14 protein-coding genes are annotated in these 13910 nt (G+C 60.7%); 10 read left to right on the top strand and 4 right to left on the bottom strand.

Going from position 1 to position 13910, the window contains the following annotated elements; genetic code table 11:
- The first annotated feature begins 110 nt into the window (after positions 1-110).
- From nrdH to nrdF, 4 genes are all read left to right on the top strand, one after another.
- A complete protein-coding gene (gene nrdH, locus VUN82_15500; GenBank protein XAS70515.1) occupies positions 111-353 on the top strand; it encodes a glutaredoxin-like protein NrdH in 243 nt (80 codons plus the stop codon).
- A gap of 62 nt (positions 354-415) precedes the next feature.
- On the top strand, positions 416-886 hold the full coding sequence (gene nrdI / locus VUN82_15495; protein ID XAS70514.1) for a class Ib ribonucleoside-diphosphate reductase assembly flavoprotein NrdI: 471 nt from the start codon (positions 416-418) through the stop codon (positions 884-886).
- A gap of 32 nt (positions 887-918) precedes the next feature.
- Positions 919-3039 carry a class 1b ribonucleoside-diphosphate reductase subunit alpha gene (gene nrdE, locus VUN82_15490; protein XAS74701.1) on the top strand — a complete coding sequence of 707 codons (2121 nt, stop codon included), beginning with the start codon at positions 919-921 and terminating at the stop codon, positions 3037-3039.
- 121 nt (positions 3040-3160) lie between these two features.
- Positions 3161-4135, top strand: a complete 975-nt coding sequence (nrdF, locus tag VUN82_15485) for a class 1b ribonucleoside-diphosphate reductase subunit beta (GenBank protein ID XAS70513.1) — start codon at positions 3161-3163, stop codon at positions 4133-4135.
- Positions 4136-4299: 164 nt separating this feature from the next.
- Here nrdF and VUN82_15480 read toward each other — a convergent pair whose 3' ends face one another.
- On the bottom strand, positions 4300-5577 hold the full coding sequence (locus VUN82_15480; GenBank protein XAS70512.1) for a DUF222 domain-containing protein: 1278 nt from the start codon (positions 5575-5577) through the stop codon (positions 4300-4302).
- A 137-nt stretch (positions 5578-5714) separates the two neighbouring features.
- Entirely contained in the window at positions 5715-6203 is a 489-nt protein-coding gene (locus VUN82_15475) for a hypothetical protein (protein ID XAS70511.1), read from the bottom strand.
- 266 nt (positions 6204-6469) lie between these two features.
- On the opposite strand from VUN82_15475, the gene VUN82_15470 reads away from it, so the two are divergent.
- Entirely contained in the window at positions 6470-7501 is a 1032-nt protein-coding gene (locus tag VUN82_15470; protein ID XAS70510.1) for a dienelactone hydrolase family protein, read from the top strand.
- 2 nt (positions 7502-7503) lie between these two features.
- Here VUN82_15470 and VUN82_15465 read toward each other — a convergent pair whose 3' ends face one another.
- A complete protein-coding gene (locus VUN82_15465; protein XAS70509.1) occupies positions 7504-8607 on the bottom strand; it encodes a PDDEXK nuclease domain-containing protein in 1104 nt (367 codons plus the stop codon).
- A 61-nt stretch (positions 8608-8668) separates the two neighbouring features.
- Here VUN82_15465 and VUN82_15460 point away from each other — a divergent pair, with 61 nt between their 5' ends.
- On the top strand, positions 8669-9157 hold the full coding sequence (locus VUN82_15460; GenBank protein ID XAS70508.1) for a DNA alkylation repair protein: 489 nt from the start codon (positions 8669-8671) through the stop codon (positions 9155-9157).
- Positions 9158-9235: 78 nt separating this feature from the next.
- Positions 9236-10744, top strand: coding sequence for an FAD-dependent oxidoreductase (locus VUN82_15455; protein ID XAS70507.1), 1509 nt, complete (start codon positions 9236-9238; stop codon positions 10742-10744).
- Here the strand turns inward: VUN82_15455 and VUN82_15450 are convergent, their stop codons facing one another.
- Positions 10745-11707, bottom strand: coding sequence for a hypothetical protein (locus VUN82_15450; protein XAS70506.1), 963 nt, complete (start codon positions 11705-11707; stop codon positions 10745-10747).
- Positions 11708-11777: 70 nt separating this feature from the next.
- Here VUN82_15450 and VUN82_15445 point away from each other — a divergent pair, with 70 nt between their 5' ends.
- From VUN82_15445 to VUN82_15435, 3 genes are read left to right on the top strand one after another with little or no spacing between them, the layout of a single operon-like run.
- Positions 11778-12266 carry a VTT domain-containing protein gene (locus VUN82_15445; GenBank protein XAS70505.1) on the top strand — a complete coding sequence of 163 codons (489 nt, stop codon included), beginning with the start codon at positions 11778-11780 and terminating at the stop codon, positions 12264-12266.
- Positions 12267-12297: 31 nt separating this feature from the next.
- Positions 12298-13101 carry a thioesterase family protein gene (locus VUN82_15440; protein XAS70504.1) on the top strand — a complete coding sequence of 268 codons (804 nt, stop codon included), beginning with the start codon at positions 12298-12300 and terminating at the stop codon, positions 13099-13101.
- Positions 13101-13874 carry a lipoate--protein ligase family protein gene (locus VUN82_15435; protein ID XAS70503.1) on the top strand — a complete coding sequence of 258 codons (774 nt, stop codon included), beginning with the start codon at positions 13101-13103 and terminating at the stop codon, positions 13872-13874. The genes VUN82_15440 and VUN82_15435 overlap by 1 nt, the downstream gene beginning before the upstream one ends.
- Positions 13875-13910 lie beyond the last annotated feature (36 nt).

Raw genomic sequence — 13910 nt, 5'->3', positions numbered from 1 at the left:
CGTGTTGGCTGCCACAGCAGCCTGCGGGCCGGTATCGGATTCAGTATTCAGTTCCGGTTGAGCCCGCCAGATACGAAGAGCGACAGACTTCAACTAAGGGGACAGGGATCATGACCGTTACGGTTTACACGAAGCCGGCCTGTGTTCAGTGCAACGCAACCTACCGGGCACTCGACAAGAAGGGCATTGCCTACCAGAGTGTCGACATCTCCCAGGATGCCGAGGCGCTCGAACGCCTCAAGGCGCTGGGTTACATGCAGGCTCCCGTCGTCGTGACCGAGCAGGACCATTGGTCTGGATTCCGCCCGGACAAGATCGAGGAACTGGCCCAGGCCGTTTCCTCCGTGGCCTAAGTTTCCTTTCGGACTTCGCCACCACAGCAAGCAAGAATTCCTATGTAGTCGAGGTGACTCCCATGGCACCGCTGGCAACGGCATCCGTGCGCAGTGACACGGACACTGTGACCACGAGGAGTCACCTCATCTACTTTTCCTCGACATCTGAGAACACCAAGCGCTTTGTCCAGAAATTGGGCAGGGATGCAGCGCGCATCCCGCTTTATGCGCACGATGCCCCACTACAAGCACTTGAACCCTTTGTCCTCGTCCTGCCGACTTACGGTGGGACGAACGGCGAAGGTTCAGTGCCTAAGCAGGTCATCAGGTTTCTCAACAACCCACGGAACAGGGAACTGATCCGGGGTGTTATCGGTGCAGGAAACACCAACTTCGCGGACAACTATTGCGCAGCGGGAGACATCATCGCCGCCAAGTGCAACGTGCCGCATCTCTACAGGTTTGAACTCATGGGGACGCCGGAAGACGTCGATCGGGTCAATCAAGGATTGGAAAAGTTTTGGACACTACTGTCGCAGAAACAGAAGTAACCGGGGGCGCTGTGGAAACGGCCAAGAAGCCACTGCCGGAGGCCTACAAGGGCCTGGGCTATCACGAGCTCAACGCCATGCTGAACCTGTATGGCCCCAACGGCGAGATCCAGTTTGAAGCCGACCGTGAAGCCGCGCACCAGTACTTCCTGCAGCACGTGAACAACAACACCGTGTTCTTCCACGACCTGGAAGAGAAGCTCGACTACCTGGTGAAGAACCAGTACTACGAGCGCGAAACCCTCGACCAGTACACGATGAACTTCATCCGTGAGCTCTTCAACCGTGCATACAAGAAGAAGTTCCGCTTCGAGACTTTCCTTGGCGCCTTCAAGTTCTACACGTCCTACACACTGAAGACGTTTGACGGCAAGCGTTTCCTTGAGCGCTACGAAGACCGCGTCTGCATGGTTGCCCTGCACCTTGCCCGCGGTAACGAAGAACTTGCCAGCCGCCTGGTTGACGAAATCATCGACGGCCGTTTCCAGCCCGCGACCCCCACCTTCCTGAACGCCGGCAAGGCCCAGCGCGGTGAGCTGGTCTCCTGCTTCCTGCTCCGCATCGAAGACAATATGGAGTCGATTGCCCGCGCCATCAACTCCGCACTGCAGCTCTCCAAGCGCGGTGGCGGTGTAGCCCTATCACTCACCAACATCCGTGAGCACGGCGCCCCGATCAAGCAGATCGAAAACCAGTCCTCGGGCGTCATCCCCGTGATGAAGCTCCTCGAAGACAGCTTCTCCTACGCCAACCAGCTTGGTGCCCGCCAGGGTGCCGGTGCCGTGTACCTGCACGCCCACCACCCGGACATTCACCGCTTCCTGGACACCAAGCGTGAGAACGCCGACGAGAAGATCCGCATCAAGACGCTCTCCTTGGGCGTTGTGGTTCCGGACATCACGTTCGAGCTCGCCAAGAAGAACGAGGACATGTACCTCTTCTCCCCGTACGACGTCGAGCGCGTGTACGGCGTCCCCTTCTCCGACATTTCCGTCACGGAGAAGTACTACGAGATGGTTGACGATTCGCGGATCAAGAAGACCAAGATCAGCGCCCGTGAGTTCTTCCAGACTCTCGCCGAAATCCAGTTCGAGTCCGGCTACCCGTACATCATGTTCGAGGACACCGTGAACCGGGCCAACCCGATCGACGGCAAGATCACCATGAGCAACCTGTGCTCGGAGATCCTGCAGGTTTCCTCGCCGTCCATCTACGCGGAAGACCTCAGCTACGAGACCGTGGGTAAGGACATTTCCTGCAACCTCGGTTCCATGAACATCGCCAAGACCATGGACTCGCCGGACTTCGGGCTCTCCATTGAGACGTCCATCCGCGCCCTCAGCGCTGTTTCGGACATGTCCTACATCAACTCGGTGCCGTCCATCGCCCAGGGCAACGCCCAGAGCCACGCGATTGGCCTCGGCCAGATGAACCTCCACGGCTACCTTGCCCGCGAGCACGTCCACTACGGTTCCGAAGAGGGCCTGGACTTCACCAACATCTACTTCTACACGGTGCTGTTCCACGCTCTGCGGGCCTCCAACCGTCTGGCCATCGAGACCGGCCAGAAGTTCGGCGGCTTCGAAAAGTCCACCTACGCCTCCGGTGAGTTCTTCGAAAAGTACACGGAGCAGGAATGGGTTCCAGCAACGGAGCGCGTCCGCGAGCTCTTCGCCGGCCACCACATTCCTACCCAGGATGACTGGCGTGAGCTCAAGGCTTCCGTCATGGAGCACGGTATCTACAACCAGAACCTCCAGGCCGTTCCGCCCACAGGTTCCATCAGCTACATCAACAACTCCACGTCGTCGATCCACCCGGTGGCCGCCAAGATTGAAATCCGCAAGGAAGGCAAGATTGGCCGCGTCTACTACCCGGCTCCGTACCTGACCAACGACAACCTGGAGTACTACCAGGATGCGTACGAAATCGGCTACGAGAAGATCATCGACACCTACGCAGCTGCAACGCAGCACGTGGACCAGGGCCTGTCCCTGACGCTGTTCTTCAAGGACACCGCGACCACGCGCGACATCAACAAGGCGCAGATCTACGCATGGCGCAAGGGCATCAAGACCCTTTACTACATCCGTCTCCGCCAGATGGCCCTCGAAGGGACAGAGGTGGAGGGCTGCGTCAGCTGTGCCCTCTAATCAACTTGAATTGGTTGACTTCCTGCGGCGGTTGCCGCGCTGAAAACTAAAGATTACGACGGCGGGTTTCCACCCGCCGTCGTAGGCTTACCTTAAAGAACCCAACGCTAAAGGGGATGAAATGACCGAAAAGGTCAAGCTGCTTAGCCACGTCGAAGCAATCAACTGGAACAAGATCCAGGACGACAAGGACGTGGAAGTCTGGAACCGACTGGTCAACAACTTCTGGCTCCCGGAGAAAGTGCCGCTGTCCAACGACGTCCAGTCGTGGCACACGCTGACGCCGGATGAGCAGCAGCTCACCATGCGCGTTTTCACCGGCCTCACCCTGCTGGACACCATCCAGGGCACCGTTGGTGCTGTTTCGCTGATTCCTGATGCGCTGACGCCACACGAAGAGGCCGTGTACACCAACATCGCCTTCATGGAGTCGGTGCACGCGAAGTCCTACTCGTCCATCTTCTCCACCCTGTGCTCCACCAAGGAGATTGACGACGCTTTCCGCTGGTCGCTCGAAAACGAGAACCTGCAGAAGAAGGCTCAGATCGTCATGGACTACTACCGGGGCGACGATCCCCTGAAGCGCAAAGTGGCTTCGACGCTGCTGGAGAGCTTCTTGTTCTACTCCGGCTTCTACCTGCCCATGTACTGGTCCTCACGCGCCAAGCTCACGAACACGGCCGACCTCATCCGCCTCATCATTCGCGACGAAGCCGTGCACGGTTACTACATCGGCTACAAGTTCCAGAAGGGCCTGGAGAAGGTTTCCGAGGCCCGCAAGCAGGAAATCAAGGACTACACGTTCGAGTTGCTCTTCGAACTGTATGAAAACGAAGTCCAGTACACGCACGACCTCTACGACGGTGTCGGCCTTGCCGAGGACGTCAAGAAGTTCCTGCACTACAACGCCAACAAGGCCCTCATGAACCTCGGCTACGAGGCCATGTTCCCGGCGTCCGTCACCGACGTAAACCCGGCCATCCTGTCGGCGCTCTCCCCGAACGCTGACGAGAACCACGACTTCTTCTCCGGCTCGGGCTCCTCGTACGTGATTGGCAAAGCTGTCAACACGGAGGATGAGGACTGGGAGTTCTAAAAGGATTTAGTTCTTGGTATCTTCAAAGCCCCTTACGCTGTGCTGGCGTGAGGGGCCTTGTTGTTAAGAGCGCAGTTGTGGAAGGCACGTATCCGGGGCACGTCGTATGCGCGCTAGAGCTCAGGCAGCTCCAGTAGGACCATGCCAATTGACTCGAAACTTCCTTAATGAACCCGGGTTCGTTCATAGCCTGGCAGTGGCGGAACCGTTGAGTGGTAGTTGTGCCCGGTGGGCGTGGTCACCTTCAGCGTGTGTCTCTCTGCGGGTTCTGGTCTGACGCTCCATCCGGGGTTTTCCTTGGTGTGGTTGCATCGTTCGCAAAGCCCGGCAGCGTTATTCAGTGTGGTTTTACCGCCTTTGGCCCACGGCAGGATGTGGTCGTAATGGCGGATGGGGGCGTCGCAGTATGGCGTGCGGCAGGTGTGGTCGCGGGTTTCGATGAACCGTCTCATGCCCGTGGGGAAGAAACGTGCCCTGGAGTCGGTGGCAAGGAGCTCGCCCGTGCTTGGTGCCGTGAAGAGTCGTCGCAGCCAAATGCTGACGTCTTGATCTGTCCTGCTCTCACCGCTGGTTAGGAGCTCTCTGGCCCATTCTGCGGGCACGACGCCGTAGCCAGTAAGTCTTGCGGGTTCGCTGTCCCCTTGTAGCAAGGTGCGGTCGGTCATAACGAGTTGAAGGTCGATCTCTGAGAACCCTGCAGGCGAACCGGTGATGCGTTCGACGAGCGTGTCCGCCATGACCTGTCCCCGGGGCCGGCTGTCCCCGTCGGAGCGTGCTGAGTCTGCATGGCGGGTGAGCGCGGCGTACGCAGCAACGCCTTGGGCGACCGGGAGTAGCGCTGTGAGGATCGTCATTGTGTCCGGTGCCGGGCGGAGGCTGACATGCCGGTCCGATGCCGCATGGGCAGCCCGTTGCGTCACGGAACGAGGATCAAGACGGTAGGCCGCGGCTTTTGCGGCGGCGATGATGGTCTTGTCGCCGGCACCATCGAACGTGCCCGCATCCGGGGCGAGTTCCTCGTCCACTGCGCAGCGATCTTCAGCACTGAGGCACGCTGTTTCCTTCACTAGCAGCGTGGCCCGCCATTCGTTCAGTTTCCCGGTTTCCAGGGCGGCCAAGGTCCGTGGCATTTCCGACACCAGCGCCTTGGCCAGTCCCAGAAGCCGGGAACCCTTGTTTGGTGATTCACGCCGGGCGAGCGCGATCTGCGCTGCCACACCTTGGCTTCGTTCAGCCGCTGGAACTCCGGACTCTGCGCGCTCTTGGCGCTGGGCAAGGTCAAAGGCCACGGCTATTTTCGCTTGCAAACTTGAGATCGCAGACTTCATGTCCTCAAGAACACGCAGCTGATCTATCAGGTCACCGCTGATGCTGCCTGCATGACCGGGCGCTGGCAGCGTTGCGACCACTTGGGTGGCTTGTATCTGCTGACTCCGGCTCATGTTTTTACTATGTCAGTAGCCACCGACATTTTTAGCGCCGGGAACCAAGACAGCAGATCCAAGCGGCGACTGCACACAACTTGCTGATACTCATCCGCGCTCGATCCACAATACCGAGCGCGGACGAGCCTCATCTGTTATCCGACTGTCTTGCGCCTCCGATTCGAGCGCTCGATGCCACGGATGATGAGTTCTCCCGCAATTCCGAGGCCAATAGCAGCAGTCAGGGCGCCGTTCCGGTCAGAGCTTCTGGCGAGATAGCTGTTCTGGGATGCTTGGACTTCAGCAAGGTCGTTCGCATACCAGCCATTGACGACAGACTGCTGCGGCGCTCCCTCTGTTTCCCCGTTATTCACTTCATTCTTGATGGCGGCTGAACTCAGCTGGGACCGCCACTCTGATGGACTGCCGGAATCGATCAGGTTCGGGTTGTTACCAAACCACGCGAGCAGCAGAAGCAGGGCGGTCACAACCCCGAGCAGGATACGTGCGAAGTTCGGGCCTCCAACGGCGGCCACGAGGGCTTTTAGTTTAGGCTTTCGGCGCACTTCGTTGAATTGTGGTGCGTGCTCCGGCGTTGGCGGCAATGCTTGCGATGCGGTGCCGTCGGTTGTTTCGGATGTCATTCTTTCCCCCATTTTCATATTGTTATCAGAGCTGACCGCCTGGTCGCGGCGACCCTTTGCCAGTGCCCGTTCCAACAGGCGGTCGGAAGGCGGAGTGCAGGTCGGCCCTCACCTCATGACGGACAGCCCACCACGGTAACACTGAAGGGGGAACTCATAGGATCTTTGTGTCGGTTGGACGCACGGGTAGAGAGGTTCTACGGCAAAGGTGGAAACGCACCGAACAATAGATCATCGAAGATGGCCAATACCGAGCAGCCCGCCGTGTGAACCCTTCCACCCTTGCCCGCGTCTTTCCATCGGAGGAGGATACTGCCCAACTTCGGGAGGACGTCATGGTTCAGCTTGAGAAGTTTGAAAAGTACTTGATCGAAGAGTTCTACGACGACTACCGCTCGGGCGACATGTCCCATGGGACTTTCACCCGGCGCGTGGCGTTCATCATGGGAAGCATGACCGCGGCCGCGGCGGCTATGACCATGGTGGGCTGTACACCGGACGAGGTGCCCAAGACCGGGGACCCAATGCCAACGCCCACGGCGTCAGCAATGTCGGGAAACACTACAGCCGTCCCCAACGCCAAGAGTCCGCTGACAGTGCCGGAAGGGACAGCGGGCCTGGCAACAGCTACGGTGAAGTTCGATTCCGGAGGCACTGAAATCAGTGCGTACCTGGCCCGGCCCGAGGGAAGCCAAAAGGGTCCGGCCGTCCTGGTCTGTCATGAAAACCGCGGCCTCACGCCACACATCCAGGACGTCGCCCGGCGCTTTGCCAAGGAAGGGTACGCGGCTCTGGCGCTGGACCTCCTCAGCAGGGAGGGTGGCACCGCATCGATGGATCCGGACGCAGTTCCGGGCGCACTTACCAAGGCCGGCGCCCAGCGGCACGTTGGCGACTTCCAGGCAGCATTCGAGTATCTGAACGGCCAGGAGTTCGTGGACAAGGGCCGCATTGCCATGGTCGGCTTCTGTTTTGGTGGAGGCATCACCTGGCAGGCAGCGACTGAGATCCCGGGGTTGAAGGCAACGTCTGCGTTCTACGGTCCCGCCCCGGACCTCGCGAAGGTGCCCACTATCAAGCCCGCGGTTTTCGGTGTCTACGCTGAAAAAGACGCGCGGATCACCGCTTCCATGCCGCAGTTGAAGGATGCATTGGATGCGACGCAGGTCAAGCACCAGCTCAAGGTGTACCCGGGTGTGGACCATGCATTCCATAACGACACAAGCGATCGCTACAACGAGGCCCAGGCCACGGCGGCCTGGAACGACACCTTGGCCTGGTTCAAGGACAACGTCTGAGCTCAGTCCGGCAGGCTGGGAGCTTGGCTGGCCAGCTCAGCCTCCAACGTCTCGATACTGGGCAGGCTGGCAACAAATTCGTCGGGCAAGGATTCGGCAATGGAGGTCCGCCACTCCGCGATTCCCACCGGAGCGTTGAAGCCACGGAGGGCGTACTCGGCAACCACGCTGTTCTTCTCCTTACATAGCAGCAGGCCGATAGTCGGCTTGTCATCGGGATGGGCCATGAGGTCGTCGACGGCGGCCATGTACATGCCCAACTGGCCCAGGAATCCGGGTTCGAACTTCACGGCCTTCAATTCAATGACCATGTAGCAGCGCAATTTCAAATGGTAGAAGAGCAAGTCCGCGAAGAATTCGTCGCCGGCGATCTCCAGGCGAACCTGTTCACCAACAAAGGCGAAGCCTTGACCCAGTTCCAGCAGAAATTTCTCCACGTGCTGCACCAATTGAAGCTCCAGTTCCCGTTCGCTCCGACGGTCTGTCATGGCAAGGAAATCAAAGACATACGGATCCTTGGTGGCCTGCTGGGCGAGGTCTGAATCGGCAGGAACCATAGTGGTTTTGAAATTGGTGATGGCCTGCCCGGAACGCTCGTGCAGGCGGGTCTCGATCTGGTGCGTCAGCACGTTGCGCGACCATCCATGTTGGGCAGCTGCCGCTGCGTACCAGAGGCGCGTGGCGGCGTCGTCGAGCTTTTCCAAGAGTGCGATCTGGTGGTACCAGGGCAATGTTGCAAGCGGCGCTTGCAACATTGGAAACTCGGGCCATGCCTGGGCAAAGCTCTTCATGTACCGCAGGTTCCTGGGGGAGAAACCCTTTGCGTCGGCGAAACGGGTTCGGATGTCGGCGGACAATCGGGTGACCACTTTGGCGCCCCAGCCCTCCTGCGATTCGCGCTCGGCAAGTTGCCGGCCGATGCTCCAGTAGGAATTCAGGAGCTCGCTGTTCGCTGCCGCCAGAGCGCGCGTGCGGCCTGTCCGGACCTCTTGAGCCACAGTGTTGAGCAGGGCGGGATACCAGTCGGGCATCGATGCCGCGGCCGGGACGCCCGGGAACGACGCTGTGGTTTCCGCGGTTCCACTGACGAGCTCTTGCGAAGGCATATTTTCTCCTGTCGATTGCTATTGCCCTCACGCTAAGGGGAGGCACTGACAGAATGGACAGGTGAGTGAAGCCGGTGAATTTGTGGACTTCACGCTGCAGCGTGAATCGTCCTGGGAGAAGGCCATGGAAGCCCGCGAACGCCTGGGTGGAATGAAGGTCTACGGGGCATCGGTTGGTGCGGTGAGAGGAACGGTGCGGGACGCCCTGAAGCGCCACAAGAATCTGGGCCATGACGACATCACGGCGCTGAGTTCGGAACTATGGGATGAACCGGTCTTTGAGCGCAGGCTCGCTGCTGTTGTGCTGCTGCAAACCAAGGTAGGGATCCTGGTCAACACAGACCTGACCCGCATTGAGGGCTTCATCAGGCAGGCCGGCACGGAGGAACTGGCCGATCCTTTGGCAGCGGACGTAGTCAAACCCCTGCTCGCCAGTCTCGACGGACAGGCGAAGGAACGTGCTGCACGTGTAGTGGAACGATGGTCCCAGGACACGGATCCATGGCTCCGCAGGGCCGCGAAGCTCGCCACGGACAGTTCGACCCCTTGATTAGCCGCAGCCACCGGCTTACCGTTTCATCAACGCATGCCAGGCACCAATTCCGTGAATTGAGAGGCAGGTTGTTCGATGAAATCGCTGTGGTTGGACAGGGAATCCAGCTTCACGTCCGATGCAATCCCCGATGATAAGCACTTCGACACAATAGTGGCGGGCGCAGGGCTCACAGGAATGGTGACGGCCCTGCTGTTGTCAAGATCGGGACAGCGTGTGGCAGTTTTGGAAGCGCGCACCCTTGGCGCTGCAACTACCGGTAACACCACTGGCAAACTAAGCCTCCTGCAGGGAGGGGCACTCTCGGCCCTGCGTGGCCAGTACTCCCTGAAAGTGGTGCAAGCCTACGTGGAGGCGAACCGCACTGGACAGGCATGGCTGATGCGGTACATGCAAGAGCAGGGCGTCCCGTTTCAGCGCCGGACGGCAGTCACCTTCGCAACCAGCGACGACGGCGGCCAGCGGCTTCGCAAGGAGGCCGCAGTTTCACGGGATGCCGGCTTGGACGTACATTTCAGCCGTGACCCAGGCCTGCCGTTCCCCGTGGTTGAGGCACTGGAACTTGATGACCAAGCGCAGATCCACCCCATGGAAGTCCTGGAAACGCTTGCAAGGGATATCCGGGAGCACGGCGGAATAATCGTTGAAGGTGTCCAGGTGCAGAATGTGGGTTCTGACCTTCCGGTGGAAGTATCCACCCGAAAAGGCGCCTTCACCGCGGACACAGTCGTCATTGCCACCGGCACGCCGATCCTGGACCGCGGACTCTATTTCGCCAAGCTCGAACCCAACCGCTCTTATGCGGCAGCACTTCGGCTTCCAGGTGAAACCCCGCCACCGAGCGGAATGTACCTGAGCATTGATCCACCCACACGTTCCCAACGCACTCACCCGACACCGGAGGCTGAGTTGCTGCTGGTAGGCGGCTATGGACATACGGGAGGCCGGGCGGCCTCACCCAAGGCCCACCTGGATGACCTTCTCGCCTGGGCCAACCAGCATTATCCGGCCGCGGAGGTCACCCATACGTGGTCTGCCCAGGACTACCGGCCAACCAACCTCGTTCCCTTCTTCGGCAAAATGCCCCGGGGCCACGGCCGGATCTTCTTTGGCACTGGCTACAACAAGTGGGGCATGAGCAATGGCGTTGCAGCCGCGTTGTCCATTACTGCGGACATTCTGGGCGGCCAGTCAGATTGGGCCAACGTCATACACCACCGCGTTACGTCGCCCCAGGGCGCATTGGAATCCGTTCGCCTCAATGCCAGCGTCGCCAAACGCATGGTCGAGGACAAAGCCAAGGTCAGGAGGAACCCCGAGATCACGGACCAGACGCGACCGCCGGAGGGGAGCGGCGTCGTCGGGCTTTACAAGGGCGAGCCAGCAGCTGTATCTACCGTTGATGGCAACGTCTGTATGGTGTCGGCGAGCTGCGCCCACTTGGGAGGCTTGCTGAGCTGGAACGACGCCGAGAAATCCTGGGATTGCCCTTTGCACGGCTCCAGGTTCGCTCCCGACGGCAAGTACCTGGAAGGCCCGGCAACCCATAACCTTCAGAAGTCGCCAGTAAAGAAGAAGGACTGACTACGCCAGCCGTTCGACGCGGCGTCGGGCTTGGTCCGCGGCGCGTCGTTGCTGTGTTGCGGCCCGCACGGCGAGCTTCTTCTGCGACTCAGCGGCTTCCGCGTCCCGGGTGATGCCGATCAGTTCAGCTTCGAGGGACGCCAAACGCTTCTTGACCTCGGTGATCTCGGCCTCGACATCCGAGCGCCTGCCCGCGACTTCCTTGACAACATTCCACGCTGTGGATGCGGCGTCTTCAGCCTCTCTGGCTTCCTGATCGGCTGCCTCAAATTCCTCGCGGGCTTCCTCCAACGCGGCCTGGCGCTTTTGGGCCCGGCGTTCGGCCAGGGATGTTGGGGTTTCCGCAGGTGCTTTCTCTTTCGGCTGCGGCTCTTGTTTCTTCTTGCTCTGGCGCGCCGGCCTGGGTTCGGCAGGCAGCTTCACTTTTGGCGGTTCTCCTGCAGCGGACATCTCATCCGGAGTTGTTGCAGCCACGGCATCCGTCAGGTCCACGGACTCGAATCCGCTTCCGCTGAGTGCCCGGACCAGCCGGCCCGTGGTCACCGCGGCTGCGGCGCCGGCGTCGGCCATTGCTGCCCGCAGCGTCTGCTCGACGTCGGCAGCCCCGGCCGCGCTCAATGGCGCTCCCAGCCCGCTCGCCAAGTCCTTTGCTGCGTGCACGGCCGAGGTCAGTTGGCCTTGGCGCTGCTGGCCAAGTTCACGGAAGGCTTCAGCGTCTCCCTCCTCTTGTGCTGCACGGAGGGAAGCGCCAAAACGCACGACGCCGTCAATCACCTCGGGCTGGTGGACGGCAAGCATGTTGATGGCCCAGGCGCCTGCCGCGGGCTTGGGCAGGCTGCCGATCTCCTTCGCGAGGTCCTTGTCGCCTGACTCCTTGGCTTGTCGCGCCAAGGCTGTCCGCTGCGCGGTGAATTCACGTGGCAGCACGGCGTACAACTGTTGGGCGGCATCGCGAAGATCCATGGATTCATCCTAGGTGCGCTTGTGCTGACCCCGTCCACGACACAGCAGCGCTTAGGGTAGCCTAAGTCACGTGGACCAGATCATGAGCTTGCCCTTTGGCGTCGCGCTTGCGGCGCTGTTTGCGATTGTCATGATCCGCGTCAACATCACGTACTGGCTGGGTCGTGGAGCGGTTGCCGGCTTCGCACACACCCGCTTCGGGGCGTCGCTCCAACGGCCCAAAGCAGCCCAGGCCCAAGCCCTCATTCAGCGTTGGGGACCGTACGCCGTCGTGCTGTCCTTCCTGACCATCGGCCTGCAGACTGCCGTTAACCTGGCCGCCGGTGCAGCGCGAATGCCGTTGCGCCGCTATCTCCCCGCTGCCGTCCTGGGCTCCCTCATCTGGGCGTTGCTGTATGCAACTATCGGACTCGCTGCACTTGAGGCGTGGCTTGCGGTAGCTGCGGCGTCGCCGGTTGGTGCCGGGCTGTTAGTGACGGCTGTGGTCGTCGTGATCGTGTGGGTGGTCGTTGCCCGGCGGCGTCGGGCGGCTGCCAAATCAGCGGATACAGTGGTCTGAGTTCTACTGCTGGATCTGCGAAAGGCTCGGGTTGACTACTTCATTAACGGAACTGGCGGAGGGTAACTTCTACTACGAATCGTTGGGTGAGGGCCACTACCGCTCCACGATTCATGCCCAAGGTGCCTGGAATCCGCACGAACAACACATGGCCCCTGCCTCGGGCATCATGGCTGACGCCCTCCTGAGGCATGAGCCCCGTGACGACGTCCGTATGGCGCGTATCAGCTACGAGATCCTGGGGCTGATCCCCGGCGGCGAGTTTCAAGTGACCACCTCAACGTTGAGGCCGGGACGAACCATTGAACTTATCCAGGCTGAGCTTTCCGCTGGGGGTCGGGTGGCGATTCGTGCCGCGGCGTGGCGCATGATCACCAGCGATACCAGCGCGGTGGCGGCGTTCGAAGACGAGGCCATGCCCGCCCCGGACGAATGCAAGTTGTGGGATGGTGCCAGCGTCTGGCCTGGGGGTTACATCCGTTCCCTGGAAATGCGTATCGGCGAAGGCCATCGGCCAGGTTCGGGCAGGGTGTGGATCCGGACCATGCATCCTTTGACGGACAAGGAAGACAGCAGCGATCTTGCCCGACTGATGGGATTGGTCGATACAGCCAACGGCATCGCCGCACGGGTCCCGCCGGGCGAGAACAGCTACATCTTCCCCAACGTGGATCTGCAGATCCACATGTACCGTGCGCCTCAGGGCGAGTGGCTCGGGCTGGACAACAAGGTCTCCTTCGGAGCCGATGGCATCGGCCTGACGTCCAGCGTGCTCCATGACATCAACGGACCTTTCGGCAGGGCCGAGCAAATCCTGACGCTGAGGAAAAGCTGATGAGCGAAGCAAGGAACGAGTCCGACGGCGGCGTCGGCGACCGCTCCAAGCTCACCGTCTACCGCCAAGAGGAAACCCTCGGTGCTGCTGAGGATCTTGATTTTGCGTTGGAGCTGCTGAAACGAGCCCGCAGCGGGCAATTGGGTCCCTCCCTGCGCTTGTACCGCCCGCAGCCCACCGTTGCCTTTGGCCAGCGCGATGCGAACCTGCCCGGCTTCGGTGCTGCCCAGGATGCCTGCCGGGAGCTCGGCTTCGAACCTCTCGTGCGGAAGGCCGGCGGACGTGCGGCGGCGTATCACCAGGGCACCTTGGTGATTGATCATATTGAGCCGCACCCCGACGCGATCGTCCGTGCAAAAGCCCGCTTCGCGGAGTTCGGTGAGTTGCTGGCAGGTGCGCTTCGCAGCGTCGGCGTCCATGCCGCCGTCGGGGAGATCCCGGGGGAGTATTGCCCCGGGGAGTTCAGCGTGCACGGGGAGGACGCGGAGTTTCCCGCCCATCGCATCAAGCTGATTGGCACGGCCCAACGGGTGGTGTCCGGCGGTTGGTTGTTCAGCTCCGTGATTGTGGTGGAGAACTCCGGCCCCATCCGTGACGTCCTGACGGCAAGCTACGCAGCACTGGGCCTGGACTGGGATCCTGCTACCGCCGGTGCTGCAAATGACCTGCTGCCCCACCTGGACGTCAAGACTGTGGAGGACGCTCTGGTTGACGCTTACCGCGGCTACGCAGACGTGGTCGACGGCGACTTCCGCACTCTCCTGGCTGGTTGAGCCTGCTGGGGGCCGGGTTTACGCTGAGGGAATCAG

The sequence above is a fragment of the Micrococcaceae bacterium Sec5.1 genome, assembly GCA_039636795.1.
Taxonomy (GTDB): Bacteria; Actinomycetota; Actinomycetes; order Actinomycetales; family Micrococcaceae; genus Arthrobacter.
The sequence above is the reverse complement of the archived record's forward strand: the minus strand, read 5'-3'. Positions and strand labels throughout refer to the sequence as shown.